This window comes from Edaphobacter modestus, assembly GCF_004217555.1.
GTDB lineage: Bacteria > Acidobacteriota > Terriglobia > Terriglobales > Acidobacteriaceae > Edaphobacter > Edaphobacter modestus.
The window spans coordinates 1053838-1070116 of the sequence record NZ_SHKW01000001.1 but is presented as its reverse complement, the minus strand read 5'-3'; the positions used below and the strand labels follow the sequence as shown (position 1 = coordinate 1070116).

Annotated in this window: 16 protein-coding genes; 4 read left to right on the top strand and 12 right to left on the bottom strand. The window is 59.8% G+C overall.

The annotated features are described in order from the left end of the window. Window positions 1–48 precede the first annotated feature (48 nt). On the bottom strand, window positions 49–951 hold the full coding sequence (locus tag BDD14_RS04460) for an alpha/beta hydrolase (RefSeq protein ID WP_130417745.1): 903 nt from the start codon (window positions 949–951) through the stop codon (window positions 49–51). A gap of 77 nt (window positions 952–1028) precedes the next feature. On the opposite strand from BDD14_RS04460, the gene BDD14_RS04455 reads away from it, so the two are divergent. Next, a complete protein-coding gene (locus BDD14_RS04455; RefSeq protein WP_130417744.1) occupies window positions 1029–1340 on the top strand; it encodes a Rieske (2Fe-2S) protein in 312 nt (103 codons plus the stop codon). Between the two features lie 63 nt (window positions 1341–1403). Continuing rightward, window positions 1404–3023 (top strand): 2,3-bisphosphoglycerate-independent phosphoglycerate mutase, encoded by a 1620-nt coding sequence (gpmI, locus tag BDD14_RS04450; RefSeq protein WP_130417743.1) that lies wholly within the window; start codon window positions 1404–1406, stop codon window positions 3021–3023. A 107-nt stretch (window positions 3024–3130) separates the two neighbouring features. On the opposite strand, the gene BDD14_RS04445 is transcribed toward gpmI, so the two are convergent. The 5 genes from BDD14_RS04445 to BDD14_RS04425 are packed head-to-tail and all read right to left on the bottom strand — an operon-like array spanning window position 3131 to window position 7651. Further along, window positions 3131–4141: a metallophosphoesterase gene (locus BDD14_RS04445; protein WP_130417742.1), complete on the bottom strand. Its 1011-nt coding sequence runs from the start codon at window positions 4139–4141 to the stop codon at window positions 3131–3133. Between the two features lie 45 nt (window positions 4142–4186). Continuing rightward, window positions 4187–4786, bottom strand: coding sequence for a recombination mediator RecR (recR, locus tag BDD14_RS04440; protein WP_278045469.1), 600 nt, complete (start codon window positions 4784–4786; stop codon window positions 4187–4189). Further along, window positions 4786–5109, bottom strand: a complete 324-nt coding sequence (locus BDD14_RS04435) for a YbaB/EbfC family nucleoid-associated protein (protein WP_130417741.1) — start codon at window positions 5107–5109, stop codon at window positions 4786–4788. The genes recR and BDD14_RS04435 overlap by 1 nt, the downstream gene beginning before the upstream one ends. A 15-nt stretch (window positions 5110–5124) precedes the next feature. Next, on the bottom strand, window positions 5125–7149 hold the full coding sequence (gene dnaX / locus BDD14_RS04430) for a DNA polymerase III subunit gamma/tau (RefSeq protein WP_130417740.1): 2025 nt from the start codon (window positions 7147–7149) through the stop codon (window positions 5125–5127). Between the two features lie 52 nt (window positions 7150–7201). After that, a complete protein-coding gene (locus tag BDD14_RS04425) occupies window positions 7202–7651 on the bottom strand; it encodes an SET domain-containing protein (protein ID WP_130417739.1) in 450 nt (149 codons plus the stop codon). Between the two features lie 155 nt (window positions 7652–7806). Between BDD14_RS04425 and BDD14_RS04420 the strand changes: the two genes are divergently transcribed. Then, the gene (locus tag BDD14_RS04420) at window positions 7807–8565 is read left to right on the top strand and encodes a tetratricopeptide repeat protein (RefSeq protein ID WP_130417738.1); all 759 of its coding nucleotides are present in this window, start codon (window positions 7807–7809) and stop codon (window positions 8563–8565) included. A 12-nt stretch (window positions 8566–8577) separates the two neighbouring features. On the opposite strand, the gene flgL is transcribed toward BDD14_RS04420, so the two are convergent. The 3 genes from flgL to flgM all read right to left on the bottom strand — a co-directional run bounded on the left by flgL (window position 8578) and on the right by flgM (window position 11396). After that, window positions 8578–9477: a flagellar hook-associated protein FlgL gene (gene flgL / locus BDD14_RS04415; protein ID WP_130417737.1), complete on the bottom strand. Its 900-nt coding sequence runs from the start codon at window positions 9475–9477 to the stop codon at window positions 8578–8580. Between the two features lie 24 nt (window positions 9478–9501). Beyond that, complete coding sequence (gene flgK, locus BDD14_RS04410) at window positions 9502–10908, bottom strand: flagellar hook-associated protein FlgK (protein WP_130417736.1); 1407 nt, start codon at window positions 10906–10908, stop codon at window positions 9502–9504. A 191-nt stretch (window positions 10909–11099) separates the two neighbouring features. Further along, complete coding sequence (gene flgM / locus BDD14_RS04405) at window positions 11100–11396, bottom strand: flagellar biosynthesis anti-sigma factor FlgM (protein WP_130417735.1); 297 nt, start codon at window positions 11394–11396, stop codon at window positions 11100–11102. A 211-nt stretch (window positions 11397–11607) separates the two neighbouring features. On the opposite strand from flgM, the gene BDD14_RS04400 reads away from it, so the two are divergent. Further along, window positions 11608–12363 (top strand): hypothetical protein, encoded by a 756-nt coding sequence (locus tag BDD14_RS04400; RefSeq protein WP_165419924.1) that lies wholly within the window; start codon window positions 11608–11610, stop codon window positions 12361–12363. 193 nt (window positions 12364–12556) lie between these two features. Here BDD14_RS04400 and yihA read toward each other — a convergent pair whose 3' ends face one another. From yihA to BDD14_RS04385, 3 genes are all read right to left on the bottom strand, one after another. After that, a complete protein-coding gene (gene yihA / locus BDD14_RS04395) occupies window positions 12557–13168 on the bottom strand; it encodes a ribosome biogenesis GTP-binding protein YihA/YsxC (RefSeq protein ID WP_130417733.1) in 612 nt (203 codons plus the stop codon). Between the two features lie 88 nt (window positions 13169–13256). Then, the gene (locus tag BDD14_RS04390) at window positions 13257–14030 is read right to left on the bottom strand and encodes a hypothetical protein (protein ID WP_130417732.1); all 774 of its coding nucleotides are present in this window, start codon (window positions 14028–14030) and stop codon (window positions 13257–13259) included. Window positions 14031–14161: 131 nt separating this feature from the next. Further along, window positions 14162–15967, bottom strand: a complete 1806-nt coding sequence (locus tag BDD14_RS04385) for an MFS transporter (RefSeq protein ID WP_130417731.1) — start codon at window positions 15965–15967, stop codon at window positions 14162–14164. Between the last annotated feature and the right edge of the window lie 312 nt (window positions 15968–16279).

Genomic DNA, 16279 nt, shown 5'->3' with positions numbered 1-16279 from the left:
TTCCGCCTATCAGGGGATACCTTCGAGCCTAGCGCAATCGGGAACCGTTCAGCGCAGTTTTGTCTCTCCGGGTGCCGCAGAAGGCACGACTCCATATTGGTCAAGAAAGCGGGTGACGGCCTCATGGAAGAGCCCGTCGGAACTCGCGTCGAGCGAAACCGTAATCTTTGGCTCTGCCGCCGTGCGAAAGGCGGTGGCCGTTGTGCCATGATCGCGTGCTATCAGAAGCTTTGGCTTTTGAAGCCGCGACAGAGGCTCCGTCAGCGGAAAGTCTTCGTGGAACAGAAGACTGGTAGGCAGCAGCCGGAAGCGGGGATCCTGGCCAACGACCTCATCCAGATCGGCATAGGGTGAATCGAGGATAATACCGGGAATCTCCGCATGGGTCATAGCCAGGCTTGTCGCCAGCGACGCCCCCACGCCGACGCCATAGGGGATGATCGCTTCCCCGCGAATCTTTCGGGTGTTCGTCAGGTAGTTCCAGGCGGCCTCGCTGTCTTCGGTCATACGGCGCTGATCCGGATGGACGTTTGCGCTCTGACCGTAGCCACGATAGTCAAAGGCAAAGACATTGAGACCTGCGCGCTGGAGGGCCGTCTGTGTCTCCGCAAAGGCCGCTTCCGTTCTGTCGCCTGCGGAGAGGAACAGGATGGTGAGTCCTCCATAGCGGCTATCCACGTCTGCAGCCAGCCACTTACCTGTAAGTTGTGGCTGCCCCGAATCTCCCGGCGCGAAATGGATCAGAGAGCTCTGGGCTAATTCCTGAACGGAAGTGCGAACCGGATGCAGCACCACCTGCCACTGCGCCCGATAGAAGAGAAAGCAGAGCGTCAGGTAGGTGCATACGGCGGCGGCCACAAAGATGGCGGCGAGCGCCTTCAGAAGCCAGGCTACTTCCACAGTCTCTGCACGCTGTCGTTTTTGTTTGGGTTTCGAAGCAGAGTGAGGCATCGGCAGTTCCGTTATGACTTTAGCATTTCATCGCGATTCTCCCGAACCCGTTAGCATGAAGAAGGAAGGAGTAGGAATTGGCAAAGTGGGTTAGACTGTGCGGCCTCGCGGAGGCTCCTGCTCCCGGCGCTGTCGCAGAGGCAGAGGTAGACGGTATTGCGGTCTGCCTGGCGAATGTTGGAGGGGAACTGTCCGCTCTCGACAACTGGTGTCCTCATCGCCGCGGCCCACTCGGTCAGGGATGGGTGGAGCGCGACTGCGTTGTGTGCCCGTGGCACTCGTGGACCTTTCACGCAAAAAACGGCAAGGCCGAGTTTCCGCCAAACGAGCGGGTTGAGATCTTTCCCCTGCGTGTTGAAGGGGACGACGTCCTGATCGATCTCGAGTAGTCTCTTCCGCGTTTCGAGCGACACACCCGATGCAGGCCAACTCTTGTTATCCTTCACTCAGCAATGGCCAACAAACCTATCGTCCTAACGATTCTCGACGGTTGGGGCTACCGTCCCGACACTCACGGCAACGCAATCGCGCTGGCTCGCAAGCCGAACTATGACCGGCTGATGGAAGACTTTCCCAATACGCTGATTCACGCCAGCGATCGATTCGTCGGTCTACCCGATGGCCAGATGGGTAACTCAGAGGTCGGCCATCTCAATCTCGGCGCCGGCCGCGTCGTCCGCATGGACATCACACGGATCGACGAGGCTATCGCCGATGGCAGCTTCTTTGAGAATCCCGCGCTTGTTCAGGCTGTCACGCTCGCTGCCCAGGACAACCGCGCGCTGCATCTTCTTGGTCTCGTCTCCGATGGCGGTGTGCATTCGCAGCAGCGACACCTCTATGCGCTGCTGCGCCTCGCAGCCAGGCACAAGCTCACGCGCGTCTTCGTTCATGCCTTCACAGATGGTCGCGACACGATGCCCACCAGCGGCCTTGGTTATCTTGAAGCCCTCGAGCAGCAGATTCGCGAGATCGGTGTCGGCCAGATCGCTTCGGTATCAGGCCGCTACTACGCCATGGACCGCGACCTTCGCTGGGAAAAAGAGCGCCAGGCCTTTGATGCGATCGTCACCGGCTCTCCCCAGGGAGGAACCTGCACCGATCCGCTGGCCCGGATCCGTGAGTTCTATAGCAACGAGATCACCGACGAGTTCATCCCGCCCTTCACGGTCGTCAATCAGCATGGAACTCCTATCGGACCGATTCGCTCGAACGACGTCTGCATCTGCTTCAACTATCGCGCCGACCGCGTTCGCCAGATTACACGTGTACTTGCCCGCAACTGCGACCTTCCCGGCGGCCTGGCCGCGAACGACGCCCGCGATCTGCCCAAAGCCTCCGAACTCGATCTCGAGATCCCTCGCGTCGAGGCTCCTTCCAACATTCACTACGTGTGCATGACGCAGTACGACAAGAACTTCACCGTCCCGGTCGTTATTCCATCTGAGTCGATGGACAATCTCCTCGCGAACGTCATGGCCGATGCCAACCTGCGCAACCTTCGCGTCGCCGAGACCGAAAAGTACGCCCACGTCACCTACTTCTTCAACGGAGGCATCGAGAAGCCATTTCCCGGCGAGGACCGCGTTCTCATTCCATCGCAGAAGGTGGCAACGTATGATCTCGCCCCGGAGATGTCCGCTGCCGGGATCGCGGATGCCGTCATCAAGGCCGTCAACGACACGGCCTTCGACGTCATCATCGTCAACTTCGCCAACGCCGACATGGTTGGGCACTCCGGCAGGATCGAGCCCACCGTTCGCGCCGTGGAGACCGTCGACACACACCTAGGACGCATCTTCCAGGCGGTCAAGCAGCGTTGCGGAGCTCTTCTGGTCACTGCCGATCACGGTAACGCCGAGTTGCTCATCGATCCTGTGACCGGCGGACCCCATACAGCTCACACAACCAACCCGGTGCCCTTCATCCTCGTTACCGACGAGTGCGACACCAGCCACCACGCGATCCTTCGTCCCGGCGGAAGCCTGCGCGATATCTCGCCCACCATCCTCAAGCTACTCGGCTTGCAAAAGCCGTACGAGATGACGGGGGATGGCCTGCAAAACACCTGATCGCGCTGCACCTCAAGATGTAAAGTAGGAATGGCAGCGATTTTCTTCGCTGCCATTCCTACTTGTTCCATTTTTTGAAGAGACTCCGTCGTGCCTTTCCGCTGAAGCTAGCTCAAGATGCTGACGGCGCCTTCCGGGGTCTTCGTAAAGCCATGAATCACCTTGCCGGCCTGATCCATATGCAGCAGCGTCAGCTTGTCGGGAGCGATCTGAAGGTGGCTGAAGCCGTAAACCTTCGCAGCATAGGGTCCGCGTTGCGCCTCGTCGATCTTCAGGGTGTAGAGATCGGCGCCGCCGCCTCCTGACATCACGAACGAGGTGGGATGCCCATCGAACTCCAGATGCTGCATATCGTGGTCGTGCCCGGCAAGGTAGAGATGAGCCTTGTGCTCGCGCAGCAGAGGCTCCCAATCGGCGATCAGAACCTTATGGTCGCCATGCGGCCCATTCGAATAAATCGGATGGTGCGCGATTACGATGAGATACGGCGTGCGCCGCGGCTTCTCCAACTCAGTCTTCAACCAGCGAAGCTGCTCGGCCTGCTCCTCCGGGGTGAGAGTGAAGTTGACACCTGGGGCCTTGTTTCCCTGGGGATGCGGCATGTTGCTGTCCAGCGCGATGACCGTCACCAGCGGCTTGGCCGAGGGAAATTCAAAGCTGTACCAGCGCGAGGGCATCGTCCACCGCGTTCCATTCTTCTTGGCGTAAGCAAGTTCGGCCTCGACCTTACTCTCCGGCATCCGTTGATAGTCGTGATTTCCCAGCACCCCGTAGGCAGGGCAATCAAAGCTCGAGCGCGGGTACATCTCTTCAAACTGCGTCTTCCAGCGCGGAGAGTCCACTCCACCCGTCAAGTCGCCGTACCAGTTGTCGCCAAGCATCAACAGGGCGTCGGGCTTCAGCCGATGCTCATGAACGTAAGCCTGCATAGCCTCGGCAACGGTCTTCTGGGCCGTGAAGTTCTCATAGCCCCAATCCCCGACCATCAACCACTGCAATCCTTCCGCTTGTTCATGAGGCTTGGCGAGCGAGGGCAGGGAACCAAATCCAAGACCGGCAATTGCACTAAATGCAAAGCTTTGACGAAGAAAACCACGACGACTAAGAGTCCCATTCATATCGCGCTTATATCACCTGAAAGTAAAATTAGTTTGAATGGAAGCCTAGAGCTCGCGCCGTCCTTCAAGCGCGCGCGACATCGTCACCTCATCCGCGTATTCGATGTCGCTGCCCGCGGGAACACCCGTCGCAATCCGCGTCACTTTTACGCGAGTATTGGAGCGGCGAATCTCATCGACCAGATAACGTGCCGTCGCTTCGCCTTCGGTTGTGGGCGAGGTCGCAAGAATCACTTCATCGACCTCCGGAAGTCGAGTCATCAGGTTCGCAATGCGAAGCTGCTCCGGTCCCACGCCTCCAATCGGCGACAGTGTTCCGTGCAGCACGTGGTACACGCCTGCAAAGCTCCGCGTCTTCTCGATGGTTGCAATGTTGGTCGGTTCCTCCAATACGCATATGAGCCGCTGATCGCGTACCGCACTGGTGCAATAGCTGCACGGATCGACGTCGGTGATGTTGTTGCAGATCGAACACAGCCGCAGATGCGCCTTCAGCTCTCGAATCGCGCCTGCGAGCTTCTCCGCGTCCTCCGCCGACGACCGGAGCACATGGAATGCCAGGCGCTGGGCGCTCTTCGTCCCGATCCCCGGCAGCTTGCGCAGCTCATCGATCAGCCGCGTCATCGGCTCGGCAAATCGCGCCACTAGGTGAGCCCCGGCAGGTTCAAGCCGCCCATCATGCCCGCAACATTGGCCTTCATGGCATCATCGGCGCGCCGTCCGGCTTCGTTGACTGCGGCGATGATCAGGTCTTCCAGAAGCTCCAGGTCGCCTGCCGAACTTCCGATGGCCGTGGGATCGATCTTCAGTCGCAGCACTTCCTTTTTTCCGTTCATCTTCACCGAGACCACGCCGCCGCCGCTTGTGGCTTCAACCGTTGTCTCTGCGAGCTTGCGCTCCATCTGCTCCTGCATCTGGCGCGCCTGCCCCATCATCTCTTTCATCTTGCCGAGATCTGAGAAATCCATATCCAGTCCTTCTTCCTAATCGTTGTCGCGAAGATCGATCACGTTGCGAATCTCGGCGTTGAACAGGCGCTGCGCCTGCTGCACGACGGGGTGTTCCATGGCCTTGGCCTGGGCGCTTCCCGTCTTCGCCGCTCGCGGCTTTTTGGCGGCCGCGGCGTTTGCCGCGCCCGGCAGAAGTACCAGCTTGAGCTGGCCCGCGCCCGAGCTGCGTAGCGCCGTGCGAACGATCCGGTCTGCGTCCGCGTTGATCACCATGGGCAGCATCGTCTTCGATAACTCGGTCTGCACACGGATCTCGTCCCCGGTGACCGTCCATTCAGCGTCAGCGAGCGCATCCGCCGCGGATCCCTGGCTCCTGGCCGCCGATAAGGCTTCAATGGCCAGCCGCTGCAGATCCTCCGCTGACCGGCTTCCGGCCGCGGGCGGTTCCGCCATTGTTTTCGCAGGAGGAGCAGTCTCCGGTTCGAGGATTGCAGCAGGAACCGACCCCGCTCCCAGCATCTCCGCAGCGACTTCGATCGCAGTAATCTCGGCAACAGGATCAGTCTCAAGGATAGAAACCGCAGGAGCCGGAGGCGGTGGCAGCTCGGGCTGAATCATGACCTCGCGCTCGACCGGGGGAGTTTGTGGCACTACCGGAGCGGAAGCTTGCGGCGGAGCCGGAGCGGGAGTCCGTGGCGCTATCGGAGTTGGCTCGTCGAAAGTCTTCCGGTTGCGATCAGCAGCAAAGGGAGAAAATGCAGGCTTCGAAGGAGCTGGCGGCGGAGAAGAAGGCGAAGCAAAGGCAGGAGCTGGGCGCGGTACAGGAGTCGATGGTGCCGAGGCACGTGGCCGTGGCGACTCCGCCCCGCCGGAACCTCCCGTCGTCGGGAAGCGGCTCAAGAGCTCCTCCACTGGCAGCAGTCGCTGCAGATGAACCAGCTTCAGAAGCCCGAGCTCGAAGTGGAACCGCTGCTCCTGGCGATATCCCAACTCATCGAAGGTGCGCAGCATCACCTGGAGAAACCGCGTCAGCTCCTCCTCTGTAAACAACGCCGCCGACCGGCCCGCACGGCGCTGTTCATCGGCGGAGATCTGCAGCAGCTCCGTTGAACCGCCGTCCGCCTCCACGCCGGCGATCTTGGCGATCACGCAGTTGCGCAGATAGCGCACGAACTGCCGTGCCAACTGCGCCGGGCTGTTACCGGCATCCAGCAGGTCATTGGCGATCGTCATCACCTCTGCGCTACGGTTGCCATGAATGCCCTCGAGCACGCGCTCAAAGACTGCATTCGCAACCGTCCCCATCAGCTCGCGAATCTGCGATGCGTCGAGCCGCGGTCGGCCATCTTCCACAGGCGCGCTGGCGATCGCCTGATCCATGATGGAGAGAGCGTCGCGCATCGACCCATCCCCGGCCTCTGCGAGCAGCGCCAGGGCACCTTCGTCGGCGTCAACCCCCTCCTGCGCGGCGATCCCCCGGATCTGCGCAAGAATATCGACCAGCTTCACCGCGTGAAAGCTGAAGTGCTGGCAGCGCGAGCGCACCGTCTGCGGAATATCCTCCGGCTGCGTCGTGGCCATCATGAAGACGATATGGTCCGGCGGCTCTTCCAATGTCTTAAGCAGGGCATTGAAGGCCGCGTCGGTAATCTGGTGCGCCTCGTCGAGGATATAAATCTTGTAACGGTCGCGTGCGGGCCGGTACCTCGCCGCATCGCGCAGCTCGCGAATCTCGTCGATGCCGCGATTGGTGGCGGCGTCGATCTCGATCACGTCGACGGCGTTTCCCGCACGAATCTCCACGCACGATTCGCAGACCTCGCAGGGCTCGGCCGTGGGCCGCTCAGCACTGCCGATCATAGTGCGGCAGTTCAACGCCATCGCCAGAATGCGGGCGATCGTCGTCTTTCCGATACCTCGGTGTCCGCTGAAGATATAACCGTGGGCGATCCGACCCTGCGTGAGCGCATTCATCAGCGTCACGGTCACATGATCCTGCCCCGCGACATCGGCGAAGCGCTGCGGACGATACTTTCTCGCTAAAACCTGGTATGCCATAAACGCTGGCGGCGCTTAGCCGCATCTCGCTATTGTAGCGTCCGCAGGAGCCTCAGGCTTTTGCGGCGCGGCGAGCCTTGCGAGCCCGGCGCTTCACCTCGTCCTCGCTGAACATGGTTCCCCTGCACTTGGCCGACCCGCAGTGGCAATCCGCGTCGTCGTCATCACTGTCGTGCAGATGGTATTCGTAGGTCAGCTCCTCGCCCGGAGCGACGTCGCGAGTCGCGATGATCCATATCTCATCCCCGATGTGCTCGGTCTCGCAGTTCGGATCGCAGGAATGATTGATGAACATCGCCGTGCCGAAGCCGTCGATCACGTCGCCGTTTCCGGTGCTGAACAGGTACGTGATAAAGCGATCCTTGTAGCGCTCATCTGCCTCATCCTTGGTGAAGCGTGGCCCGTCATACCGAATCACCTTGCTTCCCTTACGAATGCGCCGCGTCGTGTAGCAACCGGCAGCGTGGATGGACGAAGAGCGAATCATCAGGCCAGGGATCATCGAGAACTCATTCTGAATGTGTGGATTTTGAAGCAGAGGAACACGCGTCCGGCGGAGCAAAAAAAGTCTTTTTTTACAAGCCGGCCATGCTGAATATAACAAACCTGCGCGCCCAGGCGTCAAACCGTCGAGACGCGTAGTCTAAATAAATAACGATGATGAGCCGCCTTTCGATTCGCGTCCTCCCGCTCATCGCCCTCTTCGCGATGACCGCACTCGTGTGCGCTCAGACGCCCCTGCCCGCTGCTCCATGTCCGCAAAAGACCGATAAGGCCTCCGGCAGCTCCGAGGGCAAACCTCAGCCCGGCAACGATCCCTGTGCCGCTTCTACAGGAAAAGAGGCCCCCACCGCGCAGCGCTTTCCGTTCCCCGGCGAGTCCGACCCCCCGAAGACGCAGCCGCAGCAGAACCCGCCCGATGCTCCCGCGCCGGGAAAACCACCTTCCACAGCCGATAAGTTCCCATTCCCGACCTCGGCTCCGCCCATGCCCGGTTCTGAACCCGGCAGCTCGAGCAGCGGCTCCAGCTCCTCCAGCTCCGACGATCCTGCAAATACTCCCTCCGCCGACAAACCCCCGCTCGACGATAAAGCGGACAGTCCCAAACCCTCGGGACGGCGGCGACTTCCCAAGGTCGAAAAGCTCCAGACCGACGAAGACCGAGCCGAGGAAGACCTGAAGGTATCCAAGTTCTATGAGGATGCAGGCAATCTCAACGCCGCCTATCTCCGCGCTCAGGATGCGGTAAAGTCTCTGCCCTCCGACCCCGAGACACACTTCGCTCTTGCTCACGTCGCCGAGAAGCTCGAGAAGCGTGAGGAGGCCATCGCGGAGTACAACGCTTACCTCAAACTGAATCCCGACGGTCTCAGGATCAAGCAGGCGCGCAAAGCCCTGGAGCAGCTCCAGCACTAACCGGGAGTTCGATTACGACAGGTGGTTGAACAGATTATCCTGCTGCAGCGCGGTGATCACGCTAAGCAGCGCCTGATACTGCGTCTGGCTCGCCTGTAACCCCGTCGCCACAGCTGCAGGATCGGATGCGACCAGAGAACCCTGTTGCACCTTCAACTGTGCCTCCTGCGTCTGCGCATAGGTGCTCGTGGACTGAATTGTGCTCAAGGAGTTGTTTAGAACGCTGCGTTGCGTCGAAACCGTACTCAACGCATCCGTCAACGCAGAGCTGTCCGCCGAGATGTTCGCCGTGGGCGCCCCGCTCGTAAGGTCCGACACCAGCTGATTCAAAACTCCCAGAACCCCCGAGCTGCCCGAGCCGAAGATCGACGAGCCCGGCAGGCTAATCTGAATCTTCTGGCCTCCCGGAGTCACGATCGTCTGAACGTTGCTGTCACCTTGGTAGTTTGTCGTCGCGGGTGTCGTCGTCGTATTGAGGCTGAAAGGCGTCGTCGTTCCCTGGCTTCCCGAGAACAGAAAGCTTCCCTGGTAGCTGCTGTTGGCCAGCGAAAGCACGTTATCGCGAATCGACGTGACCTGTTGTGCGATCGAGTCCAGATTCGCACTGTTGAGTGTGCCGTTTGCCGCGCCCACCGCAAGCGAGATCGCAGAGGTCACCTGCGAGACAACCTCGCCCAGAGTAGAATCCGTCATCTGCAGCCGCGACGAAACGCCCGAAGCCGTCTGCACGAAGGTGTCGATGCCTGCGATCGTGCCATCCAGCCGCAGGCTCTGTGTGGCCGCGGCAGGGTCGTCGGAGAGAGAACCAACACGCAGGCCACTGGATAGCTCCGCAGCAAGATTGTTCGAGTTGTTCATCGCGTTGTTGAGTGACTGGACAACGCTATTGAAGTAAGTAGGGTCTGCTCTCATGGTCTTCGCTCCCTTGTCTTTCGCTTACGAGACGGACGTGGTTACACCAAGGTTGATCGCGCTCGCCATCAGCTCATCGGTGATCGAAAAGATCTTGGCCGCGGCCTGATATGCCCGTTGATATTGCGTAAGGTTGGCCGCTTCTTCATCGAGCGAGACACTGGAGAGCGAATTGCGCTGACTCGTCAACTGGGTCAACGTGGCCTGTTGGACGGTGTTGTCCGACGAAGCCGAGGCCGCGGCGTTTCCGATCTGTCCCATCAGGCTCGTCAAAAAGTCCAGCGGGGTCTGGCCCGAGACCGTCGCTCCATTCGCCAGCCCGGCCAGCAGCAGGGCATTGCTGGTTCCCGTGGAGCCCTCGCCGACCGCCGCCGCAGCGATCGACTGCGGATCCGTCGTTGCCATCCCGATCAGGACCGCTGCGCCATTTGCGCTGCCCGGAAGCTGAAAGATGGCCGCGCCCGGATTCCCATTTCCATCCAGTCCCTGCGCATTGACCTGGTTGACTTGGGTTCCTATCTGATAGGCAAGCTCGTCCAGCGAGCTCTGGTACTGGGGCAGCAGCTGGTCTCTCGCCTCGAGGGCTCCGCCAAGTGCGCCTCCCGTTAATCCTGCCGTCACATCCTGCGGCGGAATCCCGGCCATGATGTGGGTCTGTCCCGAGATCTGAGACGTGCTCATCGCGTAGGATTGCGCGCCGCTCACCAGCACCGCGCCGTTGGTCGTGGTCAGGGTAATCTGGTTGTTCTCGTTGGTGATCTGATCGAGACCGATGTACTGCGAAAGCTGCGCGATCGCCTGTTGTCTCTGGTCCTCGAGCACGCCGGCGTCGCTGTTCGGGCTGGAGTTTGAGATCTTCTGGTTCAGGGTCGCGATCGTTGAAAGCAGGCCGTTCACATTGTCGACGTACCCCGAGACCTGCTTGTCCAGATCCGAGGCGACGCCCGCCATCTGGTTCGACGTGGAGTTGAAGGCGCCCACCAGGTTGCTTGCCGCCGAAATAACCTTCTGGCGTGTCGCCGAATCCGACGGATTCGCCGTGAGCGACGACAGCGCGTTGTAGAAACCGTTCAAAGCCGTGCCCAGAGCCGTCGAGCTGGCAGAGGTCGAGCTTGAACTGAGCCCGAAGATACTCTGAACCTGGTTGAGAGCGTCCTCAAGCGACTGGCTCTGCGCCTGCACCTGGGTCTGCTGCTGTACCCTCTTCTCAAGAATGAGGTCGCGCTGCGAGGCCGCCGCGCCGATGCTCGCTCCCTGGCCTACGGAGACGTTGCCGATCGTCACGCTGTCGTTCTCCGTCCAGGTTGCAACCTCCCGCGTGTATCCGGGAGTGTTCTGGTTTGCAACATTGTTCGCGGTGATATTGAGTGCCGTCTGATTTGCCATCAGGGCCTGTTGCGCCAACGCCAGTGCGGAAGCCAGTGTTCCCATCTCTTGTATTCCTCTCCCCTTCTAAGCCTTCGAAGCACCTTCGTTGCGTTCCTCCGGTCGGAACCCCGGATCTCACAAGCAGCATCCTTCGCTCTTCGAGCGTAAGCATCCTCTCGAGATCGAAACGCGACAGCGCCTCGATCGTTCCTTCCAGCATCCCGGACATCGTCTTCTCCGTCGTGCTCACAGCGTCACTTCAGAAGCGAGTCCATGACCTTGCCGGCAACATCGGAGGACGAAACGTTATAACTTCCATCGGCGATCGCCTTTTGCAGCGCCTCCACCTTCGAGGACCGTACATCCGATCCGCCGAGGGCCTGGGAGATCAACTCGCCCGTGGGGCTCAGTGTCGCGGCGTCTGTCCCGGTGCGGCCGGCGGGCTGTGCTTCGGCGGTCTTTGCCTCGGCAGGACGGGTCTGTGAAGCGGATGCAGGGGCGATCGGGTTCGAAACCTGCATCCTGTCGCCAATTCCATTTGAGTAGCTCATTCATTCCTCCAGCTACGTGAGTTCATCGGCAGGGATGGGGCAAACTTTAGTACCGTAAGTGATGAAAATCGTAACCACGCCCAAGGAACGATCGTTTGCCTTCTACCCAGAAAGATTTCTTTCCGAAGCCCACAAAGGCTGTAACATCCCCGGCCTCGCTTAGCTGTGGAAGGTAGAAACCCAATCCTCCGGATCTTTCGACAAAGACCTCTTGCCTCTGGCTGCGGTACGATTCTCTTCGAATGACCTCGTATGCTCTTCCGGCTCGGTTCAGTCCCAAATCCTTCGTGCCTATACCGCTCTGCTACAACTCCGTCCCGACTGGGGAGGTGCCCTCATCCTCTCCCTTGGGCTCTCGCCGGATGGCGCAGCTCTCGCCGCCGCCGCCAACATTGCCGGTGCGGTCTCTCTCTCAATCGACAACGCCCCAGGCCGCATCCGTGAGATTGTCCGCGCCGGAGCCGTAGCCTTCGTCGTCCATACGCTGGATGAGGCGATTCGCGCCATGAAGAACGAGGTCCGCAAACGCGCCTCGCTCTCTGTCGCCCTCAGCGCCGATCCTCTCGCGAGCCTCGAAGAGGCGGCCGCACGCGGTCTCGCACCGCAGCTCTTCTCGAGCCTCCTTCCTCTCGATCCGAAGATCTCCGAAATTGCCTGCCGGTTTCAGGCCTTGGGAGCGGACCTCGTCGCCTTTGCCGAGAACCCCGGCTCGCTCCCGGCCGGTTTCCGCAGCAGCGAATCCATCCTCGCTCCGTTCCTCGAGAGCCGCTCCTGGCAACTCCGCACCTGCGCCTTCGAGAGCCCCACGGACCTCCGAACCTTCGATCGTCGTGCCCTCGCACTGATCCCGCCGGAAGACACGCTTCGACGCACGTGGCTTGAATCAGCACCCCGCATCCTTCAGCGTCAGCGTCCGTCCGAACGCTCCCTTTGGCTTTCTTCTGTGGAAGAAGAGGCCCTGCAGTGAAGGCTGTCAAGCAGCAATCTTGTATAAGTGCATGAAATGCAGATATTTATCGAATGCCGATCAGTTCCATCTCATTCCGTAAAATAGGAAGTTCTGGAAGAAATTCTGGTTGGGTCGAAAAACGGGTCGTTGAAGCAGGTACCGATAAACCTCATTTTATGAATACTTTGTGCAAAAAATTCAGGGGGAGGGCCTACTCCGCGACCGCCTGGATGCGCTGCCACAGCGCGGGAATTCCCGCGCTGGTCTTCGACGAGACAGGAAGAATCTCTTCCACTCCATGCTCCTCTTTCAATGCCGCCAGATTCTTCGCCAGGACGTTTTTGGAAAGCCGATCCGCCTTCGTCCCTACGACGACAAAGGGCCGCTGCGTCTGCTGAAGGTAATTGATCAGCAGTCCATCGCTCGCCTGCGGTGGAATATTGGTATCGACCAGGCAGACACAGAGCGCCAGAGTCTCCCGCTCCCCGAGATAGGGCTCGATGAACTGTGGCCACTCCGCCGAGATCGACTTCGAGATCTTCGCGTACCCGTACCCCGGAAGGTCGGCAAAGATGATCGAGGGCACAGTCTTCTGCTTCCCCCCGGAACCTTCATGCAGGGCAAAAAAGTTGATCGCACGCGTTCTTCCCGGGGTTGAGGAGACACGAGCCTCCTTGGACCCCAGCAGCGCATTGATCAACGACGATTTGCCCACGTTGGACCGCCCCAGGAACGCGACCTCGGGCCTGCCATGAGTCTTCGACTCGGTGGGGAAGTGAGCTGCATCGGTAGCAGAGAGAAGAAAGACAGGATTCAGCCGCATGGTTCCAGTCTATCGGGACCGGGCTGTGCGGGATACCCAACGAAAAAGAGGCGCCCCCGCGAAGGGACGCCTCGATGTACAGAGGAAGTTATCTAGTTATGGTGAGCGGAGCCTGCAGGGTAAACGCGACCACGGACTCAGCTGGGATCACAATGTCCTTGTTGCCGGTCATTGCCGCACCTGCCGTTCCGGCTCCAGCGCCAACCAGACCGCCTATCAGCGCGCCCTTTCCGCCACCAGCCAGGCCGCCGATCAGGGCGCCTGCACCCGCACCACCACCGACCATGCCGGCGGTCCGCTTGCCTTTGCCCTTCTCCGTCTTAAGGTAAGAGTCGGTCGTTACCGCGTGTCCGCCGATCGAGGTGACCTCGATGGCAAGATTGCCCTCACCCTTGAACTTGCCTCGGCCTTTTGCGGCTGTCACAGTTCCTTCAACTGGAGTTCCTTTAGGCAGAACCGTCTTGCCGCTGGAGGAAGTCAGTGGCGCGGACAACTCGCCGCTGAAGGGTTGGCCAACATCGCTGTTCTTTGCGCTTAGCTGCTGTGAGATCACCACCGAGACGTGTGCTCCCGTTGGAGCAGTGACACGAACAGGCGCAGGAGGTGCAGGGGCTGGGGCGGGTGCTGGTGCAGCCGCCGACTCAGGTGCTGCTGCTGGTCCAGCGGTTGGGGCAGTGGCCGGAGTGGCCGCCGGGGCTGCAGCATTCGATGCTGCCTGGTCTGCGGGAGGGGGAGCGGCCGGGGCCGCCTGTGATGCTGCGTCATTGGCCGGGGCCGCGGGCGTCGAACTCTTGCATCCTCCCAGGAGGAGAACAGTGGTCAAGGCAAACGTGGTTGCCAGATTCCGTTGCATAGCGCGCATGAAGTCTCTCCGGGTACTGAAAATCTCGGTAGCAATATACTCCCCATAGAGTACATCTGTGGCTGGGAGGTTGTATGTAACTCTTTCTACAGCTACTTTTTCATTTTTGACGATTCGATGCTGCGGCGGATTTATGTCCGCTTCCCCTCAAAGTATTGCTCGATCTCTTCGAGAGTCTTCCCCTTGGTCTCCGGCAGAAAGAAAGCGGCCACGATAAAGTAGATCACCGTAAATCCTGCGAAGAGAAAGAACATGAACGAGTAACCATACTTGCTGACGACGGGAAGGAAGATTCCTGCCAGTGTCGTCGAGACCAGCTGATTGATGACCAGCGCAATGCTCATGCCATTGGACCGGATTCGGGTTGGCATGAGCTCTGAGAGAGCCAGCCAGACGCCGACGCCAGGACCGATGGCATAGAACGACATGAAGAGATACAGCCCGATGGCAACCAGCCAGCCATGATGTGAATCGGGAACCCGGCCCACGAGCGCGCGGTCGATCTTGAGTGGAGCTGTGCGAGCCGCGTCTAGATCGGCAAAAGGATTCTTGAAGAACGCCTCGACCCTGTTTGTGGGAACAGCGCTCTCGCGCGTGATCCGAATCGGCGCCGCGCTCGGATCGTCAGAGCGGACGAAGCTCGTGGCTGCGGTGAAGTCTCCGTAGGAGTAGATGACTGCCAGGGATGCGCGCTGACTATCGATGGAGCCTGCTTTGCCGCCGGCGTTGTCGAGCAGATGTCTTGCCTCGGCCGGATTAAAGGCAAGGTTGACAGTCTGATCGGGAGTCACCATCGCTTGTACGGCGTCGCGGCAGTCCTGATTGAGCTTCTCCGTGCCGAGAAACAGCAGGCCTACGCCAACCAGGGAGACGATGATGCCCGAGGTCCCCACGATGAAGAGGAACTTGCGCCCCTTACGATCGATCAGGGTCATGCCGACGATCGTCATCAAGAAATTGACGATGGTGAAAACCACGTAGCCCCAGTGGGCATGCAGGTCCGAGAGCCCACTCTGCAGCAGAATGGCGGTGTTGTAGCCGATGATCGAGTTAATTCCCGTCGCGGTATTGCAGAACAGGATGATGCATGCCAGAAGGAAGGGAATCACGTACTTCCTCCGCAGAAGCGAATCCTTGAAGGCCTCGCCTGAGCGCGGAGATGCCTTCGCGGCAGCGATGCGCTCCATCTCCTTCATCTCGATCTCTGCCTGCTCCGTCTCGCGCGAACGAAGTAATGACGCCATCGCCTTCTCGCGGCGGCCGCGCAGGAAAAGCCATCGGGGCGACTCGGCCACAAAAAAACTCCCGAGGACAAACAGGACTCCCGGGGGGAGGGACACCCAGAAGATTCGCCGCCAGGCCTGGTCCTTGAAGGCGAAGACGGTGGCGGCGTCGGAGATCCGGGTCACGGTTTCGACGCGGTAACTGTAGTAAATCCCGATCAGCGCGGCGGAGACGATGCCGAGGGTCAGCAGCCATTGAAAGACGGCAGTGCCTTTGCCTCGATTGCTTGCCGGCAGACACTCGGCAAGGTACAGCGGAACGACGACGCCGATGAGTCCGCCACTGATGCCCTGCAGGAGCCGTCCAAAGAAGAGAGGTCCATAGCCATGGGCGACTGCGATCATGGGAATGCTGAGGACGAAGGTGAGCCCACTGATCATCATCAGCGGCCGACGGCCCATCCAGTCGGCCAGAAGACCGGCGAAGAGGGTCGAGATGACGCTGCCGAGCAGCACCGCCGCTACGATGATAGAGAGCTGGCCTGCATTCAGCCCGGAAGTTGCTTCCAGGTAAGGTAGCGCTCCCCCGATAATGCCGACGTCTACGCCGTACAGCAGGCCACCAAGTCCCGCCACCAAAAGAAGAAAACGGTTGTATTTGGAATTCATCCCGACAGGCTGGGCAGGAGTGGAATGCGATGCGTTAGAGGTCATAGGCCATCGAAGTTTGAACTTGTGTTATGCAGCATGAAAGCGGGTCCACGAAGAAAAAGCGCACAAAAAATCGTTGTTTCGGAATCGATGGGCCTTGTCGATCTCCGCGCGCTCCCGGCGCACTCTACAAGACCGTCGACTGTCATCCCTTTTCGAATTCACCTATGCTGAACACGATATCAGTCCTCGGCGAGATAGGAAACGCAGAACTCTATCGGAGACCGTTGTGGCATGCAGACGACGAATTCCCTTCACGGATCGTTCTGGTTCTGCAGGCTGAAGAATCTTCCATCCGGACTTATTGCTGGACGG

What these genes read in the sequence shown, in the direction of transcription:
- BDD14_RS04460 (WP_130417745.1), bottom strand. Translation starts at nt 951, where the DNA reads ATGCCTCACTCTGCTTCGAAACCCAAACAAAAACGACAGCGTGCAGAG.
- gpmI (WP_130417743.1), top strand. Translation starts at nt 1,404, where the DNA reads ATGGCCAACAAACCTATCGTCCTAACGATTCTCGACGGTTGGGGCTAC.
- BDD14_RS04445 (WP_130417742.1), bottom strand. Translation starts at nt 4,141, where the DNA reads ATGAATGGGACTCTTAGTCGTCGTGGTTTTCTTCGTCAAAGCTTTGCA.
- BDD14_RS04435 (WP_130417741.1), bottom strand. Translation starts at nt 5,109, where the DNA reads ATGGATTTCTCAGATCTCGGCAAGATGAAAGAGATGATGGGGCAGGCG.
- dnaX (WP_130417740.1), bottom strand. Translation starts at nt 7,149, where the DNA reads ATGGCATACCAGGTTTTAGCGAGAAAGTATCGTCCGCAGCGCTTCGCC.
- BDD14_RS04425 (WP_130417739.1), bottom strand. Translation starts at nt 7,651, where the DNA reads ATGATCCCTGGCCTGATGATTCGCTCTTCGTCCATCCACGCTGCCGGT.
- BDD14_RS04420 (WP_130417738.1), top strand. Translation starts at nt 7,807, where the DNA reads ATGATGAGCCGCCTTTCGATTCGCGTCCTCCCGCTCATCGCCCTCTTC.
- flgL (WP_130417737.1), bottom strand. Translation starts at nt 9,477, where the DNA reads ATGAGAGCAGACCCTACTTACTTCAATAGCGTTGTCCAGTCACTCAAC.
- flgK (WP_130417736.1), bottom strand. Translation starts at nt 10,908, where the DNA reads ATGGGAACACTGGCTTCCGCACTGGCGTTGGCGCAACAGGCCCTGATG.
- flgM (WP_130417735.1), bottom strand. Translation starts at nt 11,396, where the DNA reads ATGAGCTACTCAAATGGAATTGGCGACAGGATGCAGGTTTCGAACCCG.
- yihA (WP_130417733.1), bottom strand. Translation starts at nt 13,168, where the DNA reads ATGCGGCTGAATCCTGTCTTTCTTCTCTCTGCTACCGATGCAGCTCAC.
- BDD14_RS04390 (WP_130417732.1), bottom strand. Translation starts at nt 14,030, where the DNA reads ATGCGCGCTATGCAACGGAATCTGGCAACCACGTTTGCCTTGACCACT.
- BDD14_RS04385 (WP_130417731.1), bottom strand. Translation starts at nt 15,967, where the DNA reads ATGACCTCTAACGCATCGCATTCCACTCCTGCCCAGCCTGTCGGGATG.